Here is an 18,366-nt window from a genome sequence, read left to right as displayed (position 1 = left end):
GTAAAATCTGTGTAATTTGTGGCTGAAAAATTCGCTATTAACCAGCCAATAAATAAGCAATGAAAGTACATATCATAGGAGGAGGAAATCTTGGGGTTTCTATAGCCTTGGGAATTGCTAAATTCTCCAAAAACAACCAAGTCACAGTTACAAGAAGAAACATCGCCAGTATTCAATATTTAACAGAGTACGGAATCACGGTTTCATCAGATAATAAACATAATATTCAAGAGGCCGATGTGGTAATTTTAACCATTAAACCGTATCAGGTCGATACTGTTTTTGCTGAAATTTTATCAGCAATTCCGGGAAAAACCATTGCTTCGGCAGTGAGTGGTTTGTCTTTGGATATGCTTCAGGAAAAAACAAACAATGCTTTTCCGGTAATTCGTATTATGCCCAATATTGCAGCACAATTTGGCGAATCGGCAACCTGTATTTCTTTCCCTGAAAAGGACAGAGAAAAAGCATTGCCAATCGTTGACTTATTTCAGGATTTAGGAACTGCTCCCGTTATCGATGAAAAATTAATGGATGCTGCAACGGTTCTTGGTGCATGCGGAACAGCTTATGCTTTAAGATACATTCGTGCCTCGATGCAAGCCGGAATCGAAATAGGATTTGATTCTCAAACCGCTTTGGCAATTGCAGCACAAACTGTAAAAGGAGCTGCTAAAATGTTGCTAGAGGAAAAAGTACATCCGGAACAATTAATCGATCGTGTAACAACGCCGCAGGGCTGCACAATCGTAGGATTGAACGAAATGGAACATAATGGCTTTAGTTCATCTTTGATAAAAGGTATTAAGACTTCTTTGAAACAGATCAAGGGATAAAATTTAATAAATTACAATATTTAAAATTCCAAATTCCAACTTTGTTGGGGTTTGGGATTTTTTGTTTTCGTACAGTTTGTCAAAGATGACAAGATTGTGGAAAATTAGGATTTGGAATTTATTCACAACTGAAATTTTGGAATTTAAAAAATCTATTTCTTAATCAGCTGTATATATTTCCTCCCGCATTCTGAAATCTTAGTGTAAGAATTCATGGCATTACCGTAATTCTGAATCGTGAGAGTATCTTGGGTGTAGCCCGCGCCAATTCCTACAGGGATTTTTAATTCTTGAGAATTTGTTCCTGAATCAGCGATAGAATCATTTTCTTCTTCACGGCTAATATCACCCTCATATTCATCCCATTCTATGCCTTCTAAAGCGATAATTTTTTCCCCGGATTCGTTGGTGGTTAACGTGGCGATACCTTTTAATTTTCGAAGTTTCGTTTTTAGAAAGTAACTATAACCTGTTTTAGTTTTGGTTATTTCAATCGAAATTTTGCATTCGTCACTATTTTCGGATTCCGGATGTGTTTCATATAAACCTTCAATAACGTCTTCATTTGTGTTCGTTTTAAGTGAAACTTTTGATGTAGAAGCATCTTTTTCGATTACAGGTTTTGGTTTGTTATTGCAGGCCAAAACCAGCAATGCAAGTACAAATACAGCTGTAATTTTAGATATCGAATTCATAAAATCAAATGGTTTTATTTCTTGTCAGGATATATTTCAAATAAACAAATCCAAATATTCCGGAAAGTACGGATGCAATAAGGATGGCAATTTTAGAAAAAACAATAACCTCAGGATCTTTAAAAGCCAGGAGCGTGATAAAAATAGACATTGTAAAACCTATCCCGCCTAACATTCCTGCGCCCAGAATATGCGCCCATTTTAGACTCTTGGGTAAAGCACATAAACCGGCACTTACTCCAATCGAAGAAAAAAGCAAAATCCCTAATGGTTTACCTATCACTAAACCTAAAATAATACCATATGTATTAGGATGATTTAATCCCTGATGCCAGTCAGATTCGATAGCGATGCATGTATTGGCAATAGCAAATAGCGGTAAAATAACAAAAGCAACAGGTTTGTGTAAAAAGTGCTGTAATTTATACGAAGAAGATTTTTCTCCGCCATCTCCAAACGGAATTACAAATGCCAGAATAACACCCGTAATGGTAGCATGAACTCCCGAATTAAGCATGAAGTACCACATCACAATTCCTCCAATTAAATAAGGAATCAGATTGTGAATTTTCATTCGATTCAAAATAAACAAGAAAACCCATATTCCTAAAGCAATAGCAAGATTTACAAATGCAATTGAGGTGGTGTAAAATATAGCAATAACGATAATCGCTCCCAGATCATCTATAACCGCCAAAGCTGTTAAAAATACTTTTAATGACGCCGGAACTCTTTTTCCTAAAAGAGATAAAATCCCAATGGCAAACGCGATATCAGTTGCCATAGGAATTCCTGCCCCGTTTTGTGTTGCAGTTCCAAAATTTAAAGCCAGGAAAATAGCCGCGGGAACCAACATTCCGCCAAAAGCCGCCATAATTGGTAATGAAGCGTTTTTTATACTTGATAGTTCTCCGTGATAGATTTCTCGTTCCAGTTCTAAGCCTATCAATAAAAAGAAAATGGTCATTAAACCATCGTTAATCCAGTGTGTGATCGAATGTCCGCCTAAATCTTTTTCCCAAAAAGCAATATATTCAGTTTGAAAAGGGGAGTTGGCAAGGTATAGCGATATAAGCGTAACAAATAGTAAGAGCAATCCTCCTGATTTTTCGTTGTCAAAAAAGGCTTTAAAAGTCTTGGTTAGTTTCATTGCGGAGGTTTCTGAAGATTTAAAAAAGAGAAATTTTCTCTATTCGTATTTATTCAAAGTTAAAAAAAATCTCACCAATAAAAAATTCAGCAGCTTTCTATTTGACTTTACAACATCTTTAAAATAAATTTTGATGCTTTTTAGAAGCTTCTTAATCGTTGTTGATTTAAGAAAAAACTTAAAAAAAATAATAGTATTTTCGTGCTTCTTAATAACCAAAACCACCTTAATGAACTATAAAATAGGTCTATTTCGCGCTTTAATACTTTTTTTTATTCTGATTCAAATTTCCTGTAAAAAAGAAAACACTCAAAATGATGGAAAAATCTCTGAAAAAAAGCCCATTCCTGTAAGTATTGACAAAAACTATCAAAAGGATCAGCCAATAACCGGTAATGAAAAACTGAAAGTAAAATCAGTTATTCATTTTTCGAAAAAATACAATTCACCCGAATTATGGCAATATAAATGGGATATGAAAACCGGATATCTTGAAGGTGTTCATGCATTAGCCAACGGAAATATGCTTTTCGTTATCGAAGAAAGTGATGAAAACCGTAACAATACTGCTGCTTTTGTTTTAATACTCGATAAAGAAGGGAAAGAAATAAAAAAGCAAAAACTGGCATTAAAACCTAAAACAAAGTATGAACTTTTTACCACTCAGGTTGAAACAGACAATCAGGGCGGGTTTACATTATTTATCAAAAAAGAAGATAGAACTTTAACTCAGTCCGTTGAAGAACAAACTGGCGAAGGAAGAGTGCGCTATAACTTAAAAGAATATCATATCGATAAACTAAAATTTAATAATACCTACTCAGGTTATGAAACGGTTAGTAAATCAATGGAATCGATATTCCTAAAATCTTTTCAGGAAAAAGGTATTTCGTATATACCAACAGGTAATTTTTCTGTAGAATATCTAAAAGGTAAAATCTGTGTTTATGGACAAGTTGGAAAGTCTGAAGTAGAGCAAATGCCGTTTGTCGCAATACTCGACACTAATCTTAAACTTTTAAAAATGAATGTTTTTGAGCAGTACGTAGATACGAAAATAGATAAAATAAAATTGAATAGTGATGGCGGTTTGTATATTGAAGGAATAGAAAATACAAGTGCCGATGGTTACTATTATGCAACGAATAAAAGATTTACAGTAAACTCAGATTTAAAAGTTACTACAGACAAGTCAGATAAAGAACCTTATGAATCTGTTTATCGCGGACCATCGGCACCTGAGGAAAGTGATGAAGAGGAAAGCGAAACAGAAACTTCTGCAGAAACTCAGGAATCTGTTGTTGAACCAGCGAAAGAAGAAACCTGGTCGACGGTTACATTTTATAAAGATGAAGTAAAAAAGGAAACCTATAACTTTAAGCAAAAAGGAATGTTTTCGAATAAAATCATATTCGAAAAACTGAGTTCACATAATACAGCTTTATGGCAAATACAATTTGTATTCCCGGATAATTACGAAGTACCGTACATCAATAGTGCAGAAGGATTTAAACGTGCCAATGGAGATTTTGTGTTTTGGTTGTACTTGACGGAAAAATCTAATGGAGATGAAAAACAGAGTGTGGCAATTTTCGTGATAAATAAAGAAGGACGTCTAATTCGTCAGTTTCAAACACCGGGTTATGCTGCGCTTACTGAGTTTAGAATGAAAGAATCAAATGGTCAGCTAACAACAGGAGTGATAAAATACGATTCGCCATATGTGTTCTATTCGTTTGCTTATCTTTTAGACTAATCAAAAAATATTTTAATACCATTTTTGGCTTGCTTTACATTTTGTTCGATGAGTAATGAAGGGAAAATATAAAGAATTAGCCGTATTTTTGTTTCCATAAAAAAACAACTACAATGAGCATAAAAATTCTGCATATCGACAGCAATAACCCAATTCTTTGGCAACAATTAGAAGATGCCGGTTTTGAAAACCACGCCGATTTTAAATCTTCGAAAGAAGAAATCGAGGCCAAAATTCAAGATTATAACGGAATCGTAATTCGAAGCCGTTTTAAAATTGATAAAACCTTTCTCGACAAAGCGACCAATTTGCAGTTTATTGCCAGAGTTGGCGCGGGTTTGGAAAGTATCGATTGTGAGTATGCCGAAACAAAAGGAATTCATTTGATTGCTGCTCCTGAGGGTAATCGCAACGCTGTTGCAGAACATTCATTGGGCGTAATATTGTCTTTATTTAATAATTTGAATCAGGCCGACGCCGAAATTAAAGCCGGACATTGGAATCGTGAAAGTAATCGCGGCCACGAATTAGATGGCAAAACGGTAGGGATTATTGGTTATGGAAATATGGGAAAAGCTTTCGCTAAAAAACTTCGCGGTTTTGAAGTCGATGTTATCTTTCATGATATTTTAGAAAATATTGGAGACGAAAATGCCAAACAAGTTTCATTACAGGAATTACAGCAAAAAGCCGATGTTTTGAGTTTACATCTTCCGTGGACTCCTGAAACAGATAAAATGGTCAATACTGATTTTATACATGCTTTCGCAAAGCCATTTTGGATCATCAATACATCACGTGGTAAAAACATCGTCACGGCAGATTTGGTTGAAGCGATGAAGTCTAAAAAGATTTTGGGAGCAGGTTTGGATGTTTTGGAATATGAAAAATTATCCTTTGAAACTTTATTTCAGGATAAAAATACTCCCGAAGCTTTTCAATATCTTCTAGAAGCTAAAAATGCTCTACTAACGCCTCATATTGCCGGTTGGACATTTGAGAGCCATGAACGCCTGGCGCAGGTTATTGTCGATAAAATTAAAACAGTTTACTCAAAGTAAGTTCAGTCAAAAAGCACTTAGAAGGCTTGTAATATTTTTAGAGTTTTATAACGAGTTTTTTCTGTACAATTTTCAGGTGATTATTAGTTTTTACAGTTAATTTTTAATAATATTGTTTCTAAATAAGGAGTAGCCGAAAATCCGAAGAGTAGGAACTAACCAATTAATTTTAATAAATAAAAATGGAAAACAATTTTAAAGAGACGTCTAATGATTTTAACGAAATCCCAGTATTCAAAGTAGATCCAATAATGGTATTGATTTTTGGATTTTTAACTTGTGGTTTATATTTGATTTATTGGAATATTAAAGTTGCAGAGGTTTTTAATGCTGTAGCTAAAAAAGAAGTTATTTCGCAGCCTATTGCAATTTTTGCAGGATGTTGTTTACCTGTAAATATTTATTTTTATTACTTAGCTGGTAAAGATGCGTTGCCAAAAGTTTATGAAAAAACTGGTGAGCTTCAAAAAGATCAGTCTACTTTATTAATTGTTTTAGGTCTTTTCTTTCCTATGGCAGCTGCAATGATCGTACAAGGTGATATCAACAGATTATACAAATAATAGCAGAGTAAAGCGTAAAGTTTACGGAATTATCGGTGCAGCAATTACACTGATAATTCCGTTTTTCTTAATGCTTAACAACCACAATGACCATTTAGAAACAGATCAGTCGTTTTGTCCCTTTAAAATGGTTACCGGATTTCCTTGTCCGGGTTGTGGTATAACAAAATCGTTGGTGTATTTTTATCAGGGAGATATTTATAAGAGTGTTAGTTACCACATTTTAGGACCTTTTGTTATTCTATTTTGCTGGCTGACCATTATTATATTAACCACAGAAATCATTACCAAAAAAGAATATTTTACAGGAATTCTATACAATCGAAAATTAGCCTATAATATGGCTTATTTTCTGGCCTTTTATCATTTGATAAGGTTAGTACTATTTGTTAGGAATAACTCCTTTGATGATATCTTACATCAGTCGATTTGGTTTTAAAATATTAAGTTCCCATTTGTGAAAGCAAATGGGATTTTTTTTTGACTTCGCGTCAACGTTAAGTATTTTCCCTATAGTGTGAGCGTATAGATGATCAAATTTAAAAGGAAGTGATAAATTACTTTTCCATAATTTTTACAGATAAGTTCGTGCCAACTGAAATTAAAAAGTATTATTTTAGTTTAAAATTAATAGTGTTTTCAAGATAAAAAACGTTGCTTAAGCGTAATTTAATCTGGGAATAATAAATATAGAAACATGGGATTATTTAGTAGAAACAATAATAAAATTGAAAAACCTAAGGTTATTCTTGAGCTAAGAAGTCCTGGCTGTCCAATAACTGCAATTGTAGAACAGGATAATAGAACGGCCTACTTTTATCTGTTTGGGGATAATGAAGATTTTGGTACAAAAAGCTGTTGGATTAGAAATTTAAGCGCAGCTCCAAATGAAATAGAGACAGCATTGATGGAAAAAGGTGTTCCTCCTATGTTAACCAAAGAGTTTTGCAAATTTCCGGAAGGACAGGAAGGACTTAATGCTAATACTCTGGAAATTGTTTGGCTGGAAGAAGGAGATGGAGCGGCGTTATTAGAAAACGGAGAAATTTTATGTGTCATTCCTAGTTGGGGAGGTAATGGCGGTTTTTACGGATACGCTCGCGATTGTAAAGGAACAGGCGATTTTGCGTGGGAACTTTCAGAAGATAATGAAATGCGCACGCGTGTTAAACGTTCAGACGAATTTTTAAAATCATGGGATGAAGAAATGAGTCCTTTTAGAATTCTGCAGCCAGAAATTTTAGATTATTACGATGAAATATTCGGTAAAAGTGAAAAATATTTTGCAATTGATAATGCAGAATGGCCTCCAAAAGGTCTTTGTGTAAATCAAGGTGAAGAAAAAGTTGTTTTTGCAACAGTAGCAGTATCATTGCGACCACAGCCCAAAATAGAGATGTATTTTGAAAACACAAGTGATGTTAATAGAATAGAACTTGGAGTTATTCTAAAGTCTGCATTGAATAACGACCAGATAAATAAAATTGGGAGCTCTATAAGCGGGATAACAGCAATACCTTGGGATTTTGTTACTTTTTTAGCAGAAGGGCATACTGTAGAGTTTCAAACAGGAGTTAATGAAAAATTTAATTTTGGTATACTTACCAATAAGCTCAAAGTGCTGCCGGAAATTCAATTGCCTCAATATAGAGAATCAAATACTACTTTTTTATGGATAGTTCCAATATCAAATAAAGAAAGAGCAGAAATGATAGAATCCGGAGTTGAGGGTGTGCTTGATAAATTAGATGATATTGGAGAAGAAATATTTAATTTAAACCGGGAAGAAGTTGTTTAAAGTGAACAGCAACAAGCAAATAAAGTATTAAAATAAAAAAACTCATAAGCTGCGGCTTATGAGTTTTTTTATTTTATATCCAATTTTGTAATTAATCTTCTTTCTCAGATAATTTACGTTCCAATTCTATCTGAAACTCTTCGATAACAGGTTTCATAGTGCTTTCAGGAATATCTGCGATTCTTATATACATCAAACCATCTACGGCATTGTTGAACAAAGGATCGACATTAAAAGCGACAACACGTGCATTTTGCTTGATGTATTTTTTAATTAAAACCGGCAAACGTAAATTTCCTGGTTCTAATTCGTCAATGATTTTATCGAATTTGTTTAAGTCAGATTCTGCTTCATCAAAGATGAAATCCTTATCAGCATCTTTTAGTTTTACCTTATACGCTTTCTTCGGGTGAATGTATTGCGCAATATAAGGATCATAATAATTCGACTTCATAAACTCAATCATAAGTGATTTCGAAAAGTCAGAGAATTGATTACTGATACTCACACCGCCCAATAAATATTTATGTTCAGGATAACGTAACGTAGTATGAATAATACCTTTCCATAAAAGGAATAAAGGCATTGGTTTTTGCTGGTATTCTTTGATTATAAACGCACGACCCATTTCGATCGATTTGTGCATCATATCATGCAATTCAGGTTCGAATCTAAATAAATCATTCAAATAAAAACCTTCAATACCGTATTTAGGGTAAATTTCAGAACCCAATCCCATACGATAGGCACCGGCAATTTTTTTGGTTTCATCATCCCATAAAAACATATGGTGATAATATTGGTCGAATTTGTCTAAATCGATAGATTCATTAGTTCCTTCGCCCACTTCACGAAAAGTGATTTCGCGCAAACGGCCAATTTCGTGCAGGATATTCGGAATCGATTTTGCTCTTGCAAAAAATACTTCGTAATTTTTACTCTGCAATAAACGACAATCGCTATTTCTTAACGCGTTTACTTCGTTAATCATTTCTAGTTCGTTTGCAGGCGTAACGATTTTTTTAGGTGCTTTTGGTATTTTTAAACTTGCCGTGTCCAATAATTTATGGTCCTTTTCAAAAGGATTGGCAAGCATATAAGTCTTCTTTCTCAGGAATTCAGAGTAATCTTCAAACGATTCAAACTCATTTTGTTCGTTTACAGAAATTGGTTTTCCAATACGAACTTTAATTACACGGTCTTTCTGCGTAAGCAATTCAGATGGTAGTTTAGCAGTTCTTAAGGTATCATCAATTTTAGAAAGCCAATAAAATAATCGGCTGTTTTTAGCATGAAAATAAATCGGTACAACCGGAACTTTGGCTTTTCTAATCAATTTTAGAGCACCTTCTTCCCAAGGTTTATCCACTACTAATTTTCCGTCTCTATAGGTAGAAACTTCCCCGGCAGGGAAAATTCCTAACGGTTTTCCATCACTTAAATGACGCAAAGTCTCTTTAATTCCCACCACGCTCGATTTAGCATCCTTATGATTCTCAAAAGGATTAACCGGCATAATGTATTTTTTTAGCGGAACAATTCGGTGTAATAAAAAGTTGGCGATAATCTTGAAATTTGGTTCTCTTTCGAGCATTAATTTCAATAGCAAAATACCATCAATTCCTCCAAGAGGGTGATTTGAAATGGTAATATAAGCGCCATCTTTAGGTAAACGTTTTAAATCTTCTTCCGGAATTTCAAACTTAATTTGCAATTCATCCAATACTCCGTTCAAAAACGCAACGTCTTCTAAATGTTTATTATGATCGTAAATTTTATTAAGGGTAGAAATTTTAAGGACCTTCATAAGAATCCAGCCTGAAAAAGTACCAAGAACTCCGTACTTCTCAACATTTATTGCCTTTGCAACTTCTTTCGCGGTAACTAAACCCATGTACTATTTTTAATTTATTAGAGCAGCGAACAAAGATAACAAAAAAGTCTACTTTTCGCTGTTTCAAACACAAACTTTCCACTTTTTTATTACATTTGGAATCCTTAAAAAAACACTGATGAAAATTATTTCTTATAATGTAAACGGAATACGCGCCGCAATAACTAAAGGCTTTATCGAATGGTTACGAAATGCCAACCCTGATGTTATTTGTCTTCAGGAAATAAAAGCCACCGAAGAACAAATTCCGGTCGATTTAATAAAAGATGCCGGTTATCCGTATCAATACTATTATCCCGCTACCAAAAAAGGTTATAGCGGAGTAGCTATTTTATCCAAAACAAAACCCAATAATGTAGTTTACGGAACCGGAATTCAGCACATGGATTTTGAAGGACGTAACCTTCGTGCCGATTTCGACGATTGTTCTGTAATGAGTCTTTACCTTCCGTCAGGAACCAATATTGAAAGATTAGATCATAAATTTATGTTTATGGATGACTTTCAAACTTATGTTAACGAGCTAAAGCTAACAATACCTAATTTGATTATTTGTGGCGATTACAATATTTGCCACGAAGCCATCGATATTCACGATCCTGTTCGTAACAAAACCGTTTCTGGATTTTTACCTGCAGAACGTGCCTGGCTTGATGGCTTTATGAAATCAGGTTTTGTCGACAGTTTCCGTCATTTCAATAAAGATCCGCATCATTATTCATGGTGGAGTTACCGCGCCGGAGCCAGAGGAAATAACAAAGGCTGGCGTATTGATTACAATTTGGTAAGCGACTCTTTACAGCACAGATTAAAACGCGCCGTAATTCTTCCGGACGCCGTACATTCAGATCATTGCCCGGTTTTAGTCGAAATCGAGTAAAGTTTGGTACTGTTCTTGTTGAGAGAATAGCAAGTTAAAAATTCAATATTAATATTGTTATTGATATTGAATTTTGACATTGTTCATTATTAATGCTCCCCAAAAATAAAAACCAAAAAGTAATATGATTAAAAAGGCCTCCATCGGATTACTAGTTCTAGCTATGTCTATGACTTCATGCGTATCCAAGAAAATTTACAACGATCTTGAAACAAAATATTCAGATCTTAAAAAAGAAAACCGTTCCATCGCAGATCAAAATGCCGATTTACAAAAATCAAAAAATCAGTTAGAATTAGAACGCGATAATCTAACCAAAGATCTAAATGCTACCAAAGACGAATTGGCAAAACAAAAAGCAGATTTGGCTGCGGCGCAAAGTAAGTTCAAAGTTTTGCAGGATTTATACAATGCATTAGAAAAAAACAGCAACGATGCATTAGAGAAAAACATGGCTAAAAACCGTGAATTGTTAGCTCAATTAGAAGCAAAATCAAAAAAACTAGCCGAAGAACAAGCAAGTCTTGATAAAACGGCAAGTCGATTAAACGAACTTGAAGCTATGATTGCTGCAAAAGAAGAAGCAATGCGCAAACTAAAAGAAACTTTATCTAAAGCCTTAAACGGTTTTGAAGGTAAAGGTTTGACTGTGGAACAAAAAAACGGAAAAGTATATGTTTCTATGGAAAACAAATTACTTTTTAATTCAGGAAGCTGGGCCGTTGGAACCGAAGGTAGAAAAGCCGTTGTAGAATTAGGAAAAGTATTAGGAGACAATCCGGATCTTTCAGTTCTTATCGAAGGTCATACAGATGATGATCCGTATGCAGGTTCAGGACCAATTGCAAACAACTGGGATTTATCGACTAAAAGAGCTACGGCAATTGTAAATATTTTAAGCGAAAACGCTAAAATCAACAAACAAAAATTAACAGCAGCAGGTCGTAGCGAGTTTTCTCCGCTAGCGAGTAATGCTACCCCGGAAGGAAAAGCTAAAAACCGTAGAATCGAAATCATCTTAACACCAAGATTAGATGAAATCGCTGATATGTTGAATAGTATTAATTAAAGTTGCTAAGATTCTAAGGGACTAAGTTGCTAAGATTTTATAAGGGCTCAGAGTTTTGAACTTTGGGCCTTTTTTGATTTTATATTTTTGTAACTTTGAAACTCTAAAAAAGCTATAATTATGGGACTTCCAGAATTAAAAGATAAAATACGTCATCAATTAGATCTTGCTGATGAAAGAGTATTAAGAATTGTTTCTTCTGTGTTTGATAACTATTTAAATGAAGTGGTTTCATATGATGCGCAGGGGAATCCTTTAACTTTATCTGAATATAATAATAAAGTTGAGGAAGGATTGAATGATGTAAAATACAATCGAATAATTTCAAAAGAAGATTTATCGAAAGAAATGCAAGATTGGGATAATGAGTAATAGTAAACTTGTAGTTTTTTGGACTAAGATTGCGAAAGAAGATTTAAAAGATATTTATATTTCATTGAAGAAAGTGGTCTCTAAAGAAAAAGCAATTCAAATTAGAGATGAATTGTTTAATTGTACAAATAGTATTGTATTTGCTGAACAATTTCAGGTAGATGAATATAGATTTGATTGCCGACGAATTATCATTAGAAATTATAAAGTATTATATCAGATTAAAGAAAACTCAATTTTTGTAATTAGGGTTTTTAATTCGTTTCAAAATCCTTTGAAAAGCTTAAAATAACAGAAGGTTCAAAGTTTTACTTTGAACCTTTTTTGTTTATCAAAAATAAAACTTAGTCCCTTAGGATCTTAGCAACTCAGAACCTTAAAAAAAAACCTTATCCTTTTTTTAACTTTTGTACAATTTTCATTTGAAAAATCCCGTCGTATCTTTGAGTTTTATAATTCAAAAGCTGTAAACTTAGAATCTTAGTCACTCAGCAACTTAGCAACTCAAAAGAAATGAAATATACCACACTACCCAACACCGACATAAAAGTTAGTAAAATAAACCTCGGAACAATGACTTTCGGGCAACAAAATACTGAAGCAGAAGGACATCAACAAATGGATTATGCACTCGAAAGAGGAATTAACTTTTTTGATACTGCCGAAATGTATTCAGTTCCTGCAAACGAAAGCACTTACGGAAGTACAGAGAAAATTATAGGAACCTGGTTCAAGAAAACCGGAAATCGCGAAAAAGTGGTTTTGGCCTCTAAAATTGCGGGTCCAAACCCTAATTTTACTTATATGAGAGAGAAAGTAGATTTTTCTCCGGAAAGTATTAAATACGCATTAGAAAATAGTTTAAAACGTCTTCAGACAGATTATATCGATTTGTACCAAATGCATTGGCCGGAACGACCAACCAATTATTTTGGACAACGCGGTTTTAAAGATCACGATGCTGAATGGGAAGATAATTTTAAAGAAACTCTGGAAACTTTTGACGGATTAATTAAAGAAGGAAAAATAAAACACATTGGGGTTTCTAACGAAAATGCCTGGGGAATGATGCGTCTTTTGGAAGAAAGCAAATACCACAATTTGCCAAGAATCAAAACCGTTCAAAATCCGTATAATTTATTAAATCGTCTTTTTGAAGTAGGTTCTGCCGAAGTTTCAAAATATGAAAATGTAGGTTTACTGGCTTATTCTCCCTTGGCTTTTGGAGTTTTAACAGGTAAGTTTTTAACCGGAGAAGCACATCCAAACGCAAGAATCAATCTTTTCCCGCAGTACACACGTTACAATAGTGATCAATGTTTGCAAGCGACAAGATTGTATCAGGAAATTGCTAAAAAACACGGCCTGACATTGACAGAATTGGCATTAGGATTTGTTTTGCAACAACCGTTTTTAACGAGCGCGATTATTGGTGCAACGACAATGGAACAATTAAAAGAAAACATCGATACAATTGATGTCTTTTTGTCGAAAGAAATCTTAACCGAAATAGCGGGAGTTCAGGCGATAATTCCTGATCCGGCTCCTTAATTAGAGTTTTAGATTAAACACAAATTCCACTAATAAACACAGATTAATCCGTGAAAATTAGTGGAATTTGTGTTTCAATTCGGTTTCCTTTATAAATTCAAATTCTGGTCTTTAGGATATCTGACTTTATAACTAATTCTGAATTTCTTGTTTTCATTTGGTTTTAGCTGCAATTGCCAGGTAAGTATTCCGGTTTCGGCATTTATTTTTGCACCGTCACTTTGCAATAATTCTACCTCAATTTCTTTATTGGTACTTAACGGATATTGATCTTTCAATAACAATTCAACCGCTTCTTTTTTATTATTTCTTACTGTGATGTCAAAAGTAAAAGTTTGTTCTTTCTTGGCAGATAAAAACTTAGTTCCTGATTTATCAGCCACTTTTTCTCGCTTAATCGAAACCTTTTTATCACGTCCCATGCTTAAATTCAAAGTATCGCTCGTTTGGTTCGGTTCTATAAAAGTTTTACCAACATACATGCCTTCAAAAATAATATTGGCTTCGCCTCTTAATAAATTATACTTACTGTAATCTGCAATTTCAGCTAACAGAAAAGCTTCGTTTTCTACTCTTGGTGCAGCATAATATTTATAAGATGCAGGTAATTTTATTTCTTTTAAAGAAACGCTATGAACTTTTCCGTTTGATAAAATATCGTAAGGAATATCAATATCAAACGAAACATTCAATTGATTTTCTTCGACAGTTGTATAACTTGAAACAGATGATTTTTTCATTACAGGTGCCGTTACAACAACTTCCTTCAATTCGTTGCTCTCTACAGCAAGTCCTGCAACTCGTCCTTGCAATTGATTCATTTTATTTCTTTGCGATCCATAACCATTTTGAGCAAAACTATTGTCTCTCAAAAACCACGAACTTAATATTGGTGCCTGATTGTTTTGATTTGGCATTCCGCTGGACAAAGTAAGTTTTACTTTTTTCCAGTCGATTCCGGTATTCTGAACAACCTGAGCTTTGTACATCATATTAATTGGCGCCGTAACGCTTTCGGCACGTAAGTCATAAAACGGAGTCCACGAAGCATTATTTGTTAAGTATGAAATGTCTAACGGAACGATTCCTGCAACTTCATTCATAACCTGAACAATTAATTTACCGGATGAAGTTTTTTCTTCTTTATTAGCATTAATTTCCAGTTTGCTTTGTAATTTATACAGTAATTCGTTTAATTTTTGCTGTTTCTCAGAAAGCGTATTAATATTGTTGGCAATCTCGATTTGTTTGTTTTTATAATAATCCACCATTTTCATTAATTCAGCTACGTTCAAACCTGAATTTACGCCCGAAATCTGCTGGTTTTTATCTAAAAGCTGTATCGTTTTGTTTTCAGAATTAATGGTATTATTCACTTTCTGAATTTCCTTCTGAACCAAAGCAATACTGTCTCTAACTATTTTTAGCGCAGGCGATTTAGAATCTGTTTCGTATTCTGAAATATAATTATTGGTAAATTGAACCGAAAGAACTGTTACGCCAGATGGTGCGCCAATTTGCACAGAATTTTCATTTAAATTCACCGCAACATTTTTGATTACAATTTCGCTCGCACCAGTTGGTAGTGTTGCAGTTGCAGTTTGAGATAATTCGGCGGCATTAAAATATACTGTTGCTGATTTTACTTTGGCAGTAGTAAAAATTGGCTTTTGTGCCAATACAAACGTGCTTATTAGCAATAAGAGCAATGTGGCTTGTTTTTTAATCATGAGTTTATAATTTAAAGTGTTATTATAAAAGTATAGATAACAAAAATTGCCCGAAGGTTGGTTTAACTTAATAATAAATTACTAAAATGATTTTCTTTTTAGAATTATCAATCTTTTTTTCGATTACGCTAAAAAACTTTTCGTTGACCATTGGGCATCCCAAACTATTGCAAATAGGATTAATTTGCTCTTCAAAAGGAACGTCAACATATTTGTGAAGTACTATATTTCGGTCGAAAGCATTACTGTTTGTCTTGTCTAAACCGTAGAGTTTATAGGCTTTGCCAAATCTTCCTGAATAGGAACCGCCAATGGCATATTTTCCTAAAGAACTGCAATTCGAATTTTTGACATTGCTAAATTTTAGCTTTCCGTAAGTTCCAGTTTCAGATCCGGAACCGTGTCCGACCAAACCTTTATCGAGTATTTTGTTGTGTTTTAAATCGTAAATAAAAAACCGGTTTTTTCCAGATTCAATCTTCATGTCTAAAAAGAAAACAACATCTGAATTGTATTTAGGCGTTTTCCCCAAAAAACTCCTGATTTCAGTGATCTCACTTTTTAGTTTCTCTTCGTAGGAATAAACCGGTTTTGAATTTTTGATACTTATCGATTCTTCTTTCTTGTTCGTACATGCAAAACTCAGACCAAAAATACTGGACAGCAGCAAAAGGAAGATTTTCTTTTTCATGTTTACCGATTGGTTTTATTTCTCCACCGTATAACCTTTCACTTTTGCAAAACCAACGATCGATGTATTGATGGCATTTCCCAGATCATCTTGTTTCTTGGTTTTCTTAGTTTCGGTATCAATAAATTGCTGACGTTTTTTGCCCAATTCACCAATTTCTTTCTGGATTGTGGCTCTCTCTTTCGTTTTTTGTTCGACAATTGTTTTGATTTCAGCTTCAGATTTATTCTGAAGTTCTGCCGGTAATTCTTCTTTTTTGATTTTAGAAATAGCGGTGTTATCCTCTTTTACTTTGTCTACCAAATCCCAACTTTCATTTTTATAAACCGCTTTTGATTTGCTTACCGCACGTTCAGCATAATTTGATGCAGAAACTTTCTGTGCATTTTTATCCTGAGTTTCCTGATTCATTTTTTTTGCAGAACCTTTGGCACCATAACTAATATAAGTTTTGTTGATTTTTTCATTGCATTTTGTAATTTCATCATCATACGGCGTCGCAATGTATCGCACAGATTCATTAGAATCGATATTAAAATATTTCCCTTTTCCGTAATCGGCACCGTTTTTCCATAGTTCGCGTATGCCTTGTGCTTTATCTCCGCAATAAATAGTATTCACATAAATGCCATTTTTTAGGGCATCACTAATCGCTTCTTTATAATTAATCCCGCCCTGATTGAACTCTTCGTTTCCGGCAATATAAATCAGCTTCATATTGTTGTCGTCTTTCGCCCATTTTAGTTTTTTGGTCGCATCCTGAATTACAGCGCCGCAATATTCATTGCCTCCATTAGTACTCAGAGCAAATAGCTTTTCTGAAATCAAATCCAAATCTGTCGAAAGAGGCGCTATTTGTCGTATATAATTCGATTTTTGAGATAATCCGTCATTTCCATATTCGTATAAAGCAATTTCGATATCAGGCGTTTTTCCGTCATATTTTAAAGTGGTCAGCGTATTTACAATGTTCCAAAGTCTGGATTTTGCCTGATCTATCAAACCATCCATACTGCCGGAAGTGTCCAGTAAAAGTGCTACTTGTATTTTGGTATTTTCTGTCGTTATTGGTTTTTCGATTACAGTATTCTTTTTAGAATTTGCATTCGAAGAATTGCAGCTTGCAAAAGAAATTGCAGTGGCTAAAAGTGCTGAGATAAATAGGTTTGATTTCATGATTTCGAGTTTTTAATTGTTGATTACAGATCAAACTTAAAAACTTAAAGACCTTGTTTTTTACAGAAAGGGTGAAACGGTATTTTGACTTGGTGAAACGATTCTGTCAGATTAGTTTTGTTTCGTTGTATTGATATTAAGGTTTTTTAAATCGCCGTTTGGAGTCACCAGAATAAATTCCTTATCTGTTTTTGAAACCGGTTTCTTTTCTCTGTTAATCGCAATTTTAATTTCATATTGTATTTGAATAACAGGTTCTAAAACCGTTGAGTTCATTACAAAATCAAAATCTTTATTAAATACCGGCTGGTAATAAAGTGTAACCGATTTGTTGATTTGATTAATGTTTGCGGCTTTTTTTAAGTTTAAAGAAGAACTATTGTACGCCTCATACGATTTATACATTTCTATGGGTACATTTATAATGAAATCATCGGTAATTTTTTTCTCAGTATTTATAAATGTTTCTCCAAGCAATTCCTGATAGTTTTTTAATTTTTCCTGAACAAGAAGTTTTGCTTTCGTTGTCATTTCTTTTTTGATGGTTTCTAATGCATTAGAAAAATAATCCACCTTCACCAGATCGTATATTTCATAATTGGATAAAATTGCAATAAATTCATTCAACTGATTGGGATCATCGAATTTGATATGAATGTTTTTCTGCAATTCAAATCCTGCCGGAACTTCATTATAAGTCTTACGATTAAACACTTTTTTTTCTGTTTCGTATTCATAAACCGGAACAAAAGAAATCATGTCAACAAAAGTTTCCACTCCTTTTTTAAGTTTAATTTCATTTAGAGACTGCATAATTCTTTGGTCCATTAATTCATTCACTTCTTTAGTGGTTTTACCGTTTTGAGTGATGCTAAAAATGGCTGTATACGCGTCTGCCTTAACATTTGCAAGCCCTTTTACGCTTACAAGAATATCATTGTTTGAAGGAAAATTTATATCAATAGCGGTATTGTTATAAGATTCCTGATCGTGATAATTGATATTTCCGGAAGCCTGTGCCATTATGAACGTAGAAAATAATGCTGTTGATGCTGTAAAGAATAGTTTTTTCATGATTGTAATTTTTATATTGATGCCAAATGTATTGAATGAAAAAACGTACTTTTGGAAGAATGGGTCAACG

At 33.9% G+C, this 18,366-nt stretch carries 18 protein-coding genes; 11 read left to right on the top strand and 7 right to left on the bottom strand.

Going from position 1 to position 18,366, the window contains the following annotated elements:
* Positions 1–59 precede the first annotated feature (59 nt).
* Positions 60–836: a pyrroline-5-carboxylate reductase gene (gene proC / locus ACIDC4_RS14075; RefSeq protein ID WP_194617951.1), complete on the top strand. Its 777-nt coding sequence runs from the start codon at positions 60–62 to the stop codon at positions 834–836.
* A 152-nt stretch (positions 837–988) separates the two neighbouring features.
* On the opposite strand, the gene ACIDC4_RS14070 is transcribed toward proC, so the two are convergent.
* Both ACIDC4_RS14070 and nhaA read right to left on the bottom strand, forming a co-directional pair.
* Positions 989–1,531, bottom strand: coding sequence for a hypothetical protein (locus tag ACIDC4_RS14070; protein WP_412045130.1), 543 nt, complete (start codon positions 1,529–1,531; stop codon positions 989–991).
* A gap of 4 nt (positions 1,532–1,535) precedes the next feature.
* Entirely contained in the window at positions 1,536–2,681 is a 1,146-nt protein-coding gene (gene nhaA / locus ACIDC4_RS14065) for a Na+/H+ antiporter NhaA (protein ID WP_412045129.1), read from the bottom strand.
* A 229-nt stretch (positions 2,682–2,910) separates the two neighbouring features.
* On the opposite strand from nhaA, the gene ACIDC4_RS14060 reads away from it, so the two are divergent.
* The 5 genes from ACIDC4_RS14060 (at position 2,911) to ACIDC4_RS14040 (ending at position 7,859) form a co-directional block, all read left to right on the top strand.
* Positions 2,911–4,437: a hypothetical protein gene (locus ACIDC4_RS14060; RefSeq protein WP_412045128.1), complete on the top strand. Its 1,527-nt coding sequence runs from the start codon at positions 2,911–2,913 to the stop codon at positions 4,435–4,437.
* 113 nt (positions 4,438–4,550) lie between these two features.
* The gene (locus ACIDC4_RS14055; RefSeq protein WP_412045127.1) at positions 4,551–5,498 is read left to right on the top strand and encodes a 2-hydroxyacid dehydrogenase; all 948 of its coding nucleotides are present in this window, start codon (positions 4,551–4,553) and stop codon (positions 5,496–5,498) included.
* A 182-nt stretch (positions 5,499–5,680) separates the two neighbouring features.
* Entirely contained in the window at positions 5,681–6,061 is a 381-nt protein-coding gene (locus ACIDC4_RS14050) for a DUF4234 domain-containing protein (protein WP_412045126.1), read from the top strand.
* Positions 6,036–6,500: a DUF2752 domain-containing protein gene (locus tag ACIDC4_RS14045; RefSeq protein WP_412045125.1), complete on the top strand. Its 465-nt coding sequence runs from the start codon at positions 6,036–6,038 to the stop codon at positions 6,498–6,500. The genes ACIDC4_RS14050 and ACIDC4_RS14045 overlap by 26 nt, the downstream gene beginning before the upstream one ends.
* A gap of 258 nt (positions 6,501–6,758) precedes the next feature.
* Positions 6,759–7,859 (top strand): suppressor of fused domain protein, encoded by a 1,101-nt coding sequence (locus ACIDC4_RS14040; RefSeq protein WP_412045124.1) that lies wholly within the window; start codon positions 6,759–6,761, stop codon positions 7,857–7,859.
* Between the two features lie 91 nt (positions 7,860–7,950).
* Here ACIDC4_RS14040 and ACIDC4_RS14035 read toward each other — a convergent pair whose 3' ends face one another.
* The gene (locus ACIDC4_RS14035; RefSeq protein WP_412045123.1) at positions 7,951–9,753 is read right to left on the bottom strand and encodes a GNAT family N-acyltransferase; all 1,803 of its coding nucleotides are present in this window, start codon (positions 9,751–9,753) and stop codon (positions 7,951–7,953) included.
* 118 nt (positions 9,754–9,871) lie between these two features.
* Here ACIDC4_RS14035 and ACIDC4_RS14030 point away from each other — a divergent pair, with 118 nt between their 5' ends.
* The 5 genes from ACIDC4_RS14030 to ACIDC4_RS14010 all read left to right on the top strand — a co-directional run bounded on the left by ACIDC4_RS14030 (position 9,872) and on the right by ACIDC4_RS14010 (position 13,625).
* A complete protein-coding gene (locus tag ACIDC4_RS14030) occupies positions 9,872–10,633 on the top strand; it encodes an exodeoxyribonuclease III (RefSeq protein WP_412045122.1) in 762 nt (253 codons plus the stop codon).
* A gap of 124 nt (positions 10,634–10,757) precedes the next feature.
* Entirely contained in the window at positions 10,758–11,702 is a 945-nt protein-coding gene (locus ACIDC4_RS14025; protein WP_412045121.1) for an OmpA family protein, read from the top strand.
* A gap of 120 nt (positions 11,703–11,822) precedes the next feature.
* Positions 11,823–12,074: a hypothetical protein gene (locus tag ACIDC4_RS14020; protein WP_072957136.1), complete on the top strand. Its 252-nt coding sequence runs from the start codon at positions 11,823–11,825 to the stop codon at positions 12,072–12,074.
* Positions 12,067–12,366, top strand: a complete 300-nt coding sequence (locus ACIDC4_RS14015; RefSeq protein ID WP_412045120.1) for a type II toxin-antitoxin system RelE/ParE family toxin — start codon at positions 12,067–12,069, stop codon at positions 12,364–12,366. Before ACIDC4_RS14020 ends, ACIDC4_RS14015 begins: the two co-directional genes overlap by 8 nt.
* A 221-nt stretch (positions 12,367–12,587) precedes the next feature.
* Positions 12,588–13,625 (top strand): aldo/keto reductase, encoded by a 1,038-nt coding sequence (locus tag ACIDC4_RS14010; protein ID WP_412045119.1) that lies wholly within the window; start codon positions 12,588–12,590, stop codon positions 13,623–13,625.
* A gap of 89 nt (positions 13,626–13,714) precedes the next feature.
* On the opposite strand, the gene ACIDC4_RS14005 is transcribed toward ACIDC4_RS14010, so the two are convergent.
* From ACIDC4_RS14005 to ACIDC4_RS13990, 4 genes are all read right to left on the bottom strand, one after another.
* Entirely contained in the window at positions 13,715–15,355 is a 1,641-nt protein-coding gene (locus tag ACIDC4_RS14005) for a DUF4139 domain-containing protein (RefSeq protein ID WP_412045118.1), read from the bottom strand.
* 67 nt (positions 15,356–15,422) lie between these two features.
* Positions 15,423–16,046 (bottom strand): murein L,D-transpeptidase catalytic domain-containing protein, encoded by a 624-nt coding sequence (locus ACIDC4_RS14000; protein WP_412045117.1) that lies wholly within the window; start codon positions 16,044–16,046, stop codon positions 15,423–15,425.
* Between the two features lie 15 nt (positions 16,047–16,061).
* On the bottom strand, positions 16,062–17,222 hold the full coding sequence (locus ACIDC4_RS13995) for a vWA domain-containing protein (RefSeq protein WP_412045116.1): 1,161 nt from the start codon (positions 17,220–17,222) through the stop codon (positions 16,062–16,064).
* A gap of 111 nt (positions 17,223–17,333) precedes the next feature.
* Complete coding sequence (locus tag ACIDC4_RS13990; protein WP_412045115.1) at positions 17,334–18,296, bottom strand: SIMPL domain-containing protein; 963 nt, start codon at positions 18,294–18,296, stop codon at positions 17,334–17,336.
* Positions 18,297–18,366 lie beyond the last annotated feature (70 nt).

The sequence above is a fragment of the Flavobacterium sp. C3NV genome (assembly GCF_046825355.2).
Classification (GTDB): domain Bacteria; phylum Bacteroidota; class Bacteroidia; order Flavobacteriales; family Flavobacteriaceae; genus Flavobacterium.
This window is presented reverse-complemented; position numbering and strand designations above follow the sequence as displayed.

Bases quoted from the DNA above. Each gene is read 5' to 3' on its own strand.
- proC (WP_194617951.1), top strand. From the start codon at position 60: ATGAAAGTACATATCATAGGAGGAGGAAATCTTGGGGTTTCTATAGCC.
- ACIDC4_RS14070 (WP_412045130.1), bottom strand. From the start codon at position 1,531: ATGAATTCGATATCTAAAATTACAGCTGTATTTGTACTTGCATTGCTG.
- nhaA (WP_412045129.1), bottom strand. From the start codon at position 2,681: ATGAAACTAACCAAGACTTTTAAAGCCTTTTTTGACAACGAAAAATCA.
- ACIDC4_RS14060 (WP_412045128.1), top strand. From the start codon at position 2,911: ATGAACTATAAAATAGGTCTATTTCGCGCTTTAATACTTTTTTTTATT.
- ACIDC4_RS14055 (WP_412045127.1), top strand. From the start codon at position 4,551: ATGAGCATAAAAATTCTGCATATCGACAGCAATAACCCAATTCTTTGG.
- ACIDC4_RS14050 (WP_412045126.1), top strand. From the start codon at position 5,681: ATGGAAAACAATTTTAAAGAGACGTCTAATGATTTTAACGAAATCCCA.
- ACIDC4_RS14040 (WP_412045124.1), top strand. From the start codon at position 6,759: ATGGGATTATTTAGTAGAAACAATAATAAAATTGAAAAACCTAAGGTT.
- ACIDC4_RS14035 (WP_412045123.1), bottom strand. From the start codon at position 9,753: ATGGGTTTAGTTACCGCGAAAGAAGTTGCAAAGGCAATAAATGTTGAG.
- ACIDC4_RS14030 (WP_412045122.1), top strand. From the start codon at position 9,872: ATGAAAATTATTTCTTATAATGTAAACGGAATACGCGCCGCAATAACT.
- ACIDC4_RS14025 (WP_412045121.1), top strand. From the start codon at position 10,758: ATGATTAAAAAGGCCTCCATCGGATTACTAGTTCTAGCTATGTCTATG.
- ACIDC4_RS14020 (WP_072957136.1), top strand. From the start codon at position 11,823: ATGGGACTTCCAGAATTAAAAGATAAAATACGTCATCAATTAGATCTT.
- ACIDC4_RS14015 (WP_412045120.1), top strand. From the start codon at position 12,067: ATGAGTAATAGTAAACTTGTAGTTTTTTGGACTAAGATTGCGAAAGAA.
- ACIDC4_RS14010 (WP_412045119.1), top strand. From the start codon at position 12,588: ATGAAATATACCACACTACCCAACACCGACATAAAAGTTAGTAAAATA.
- ACIDC4_RS14005 (WP_412045118.1), bottom strand. From the start codon at position 15,355: ATGATTAAAAAACAAGCCACATTGCTCTTATTGCTAATAAGCACGTTT.
- ACIDC4_RS14000 (WP_412045117.1), bottom strand. From the start codon at position 16,046: ATGAAAAAGAAAATCTTCCTTTTGCTGCTGTCCAGTATTTTTGGTCTG.
- ACIDC4_RS13995 (WP_412045116.1), bottom strand. From the start codon at position 17,222: ATGAAATCAAACCTATTTATCTCAGCACTTTTAGCCACTGCAATTTCT.
- ACIDC4_RS13990 (WP_412045115.1), bottom strand. From the start codon at position 18,296: ATGAAAAAACTATTCTTTACAGCATCAACAGCATTATTTTCTACGTTC.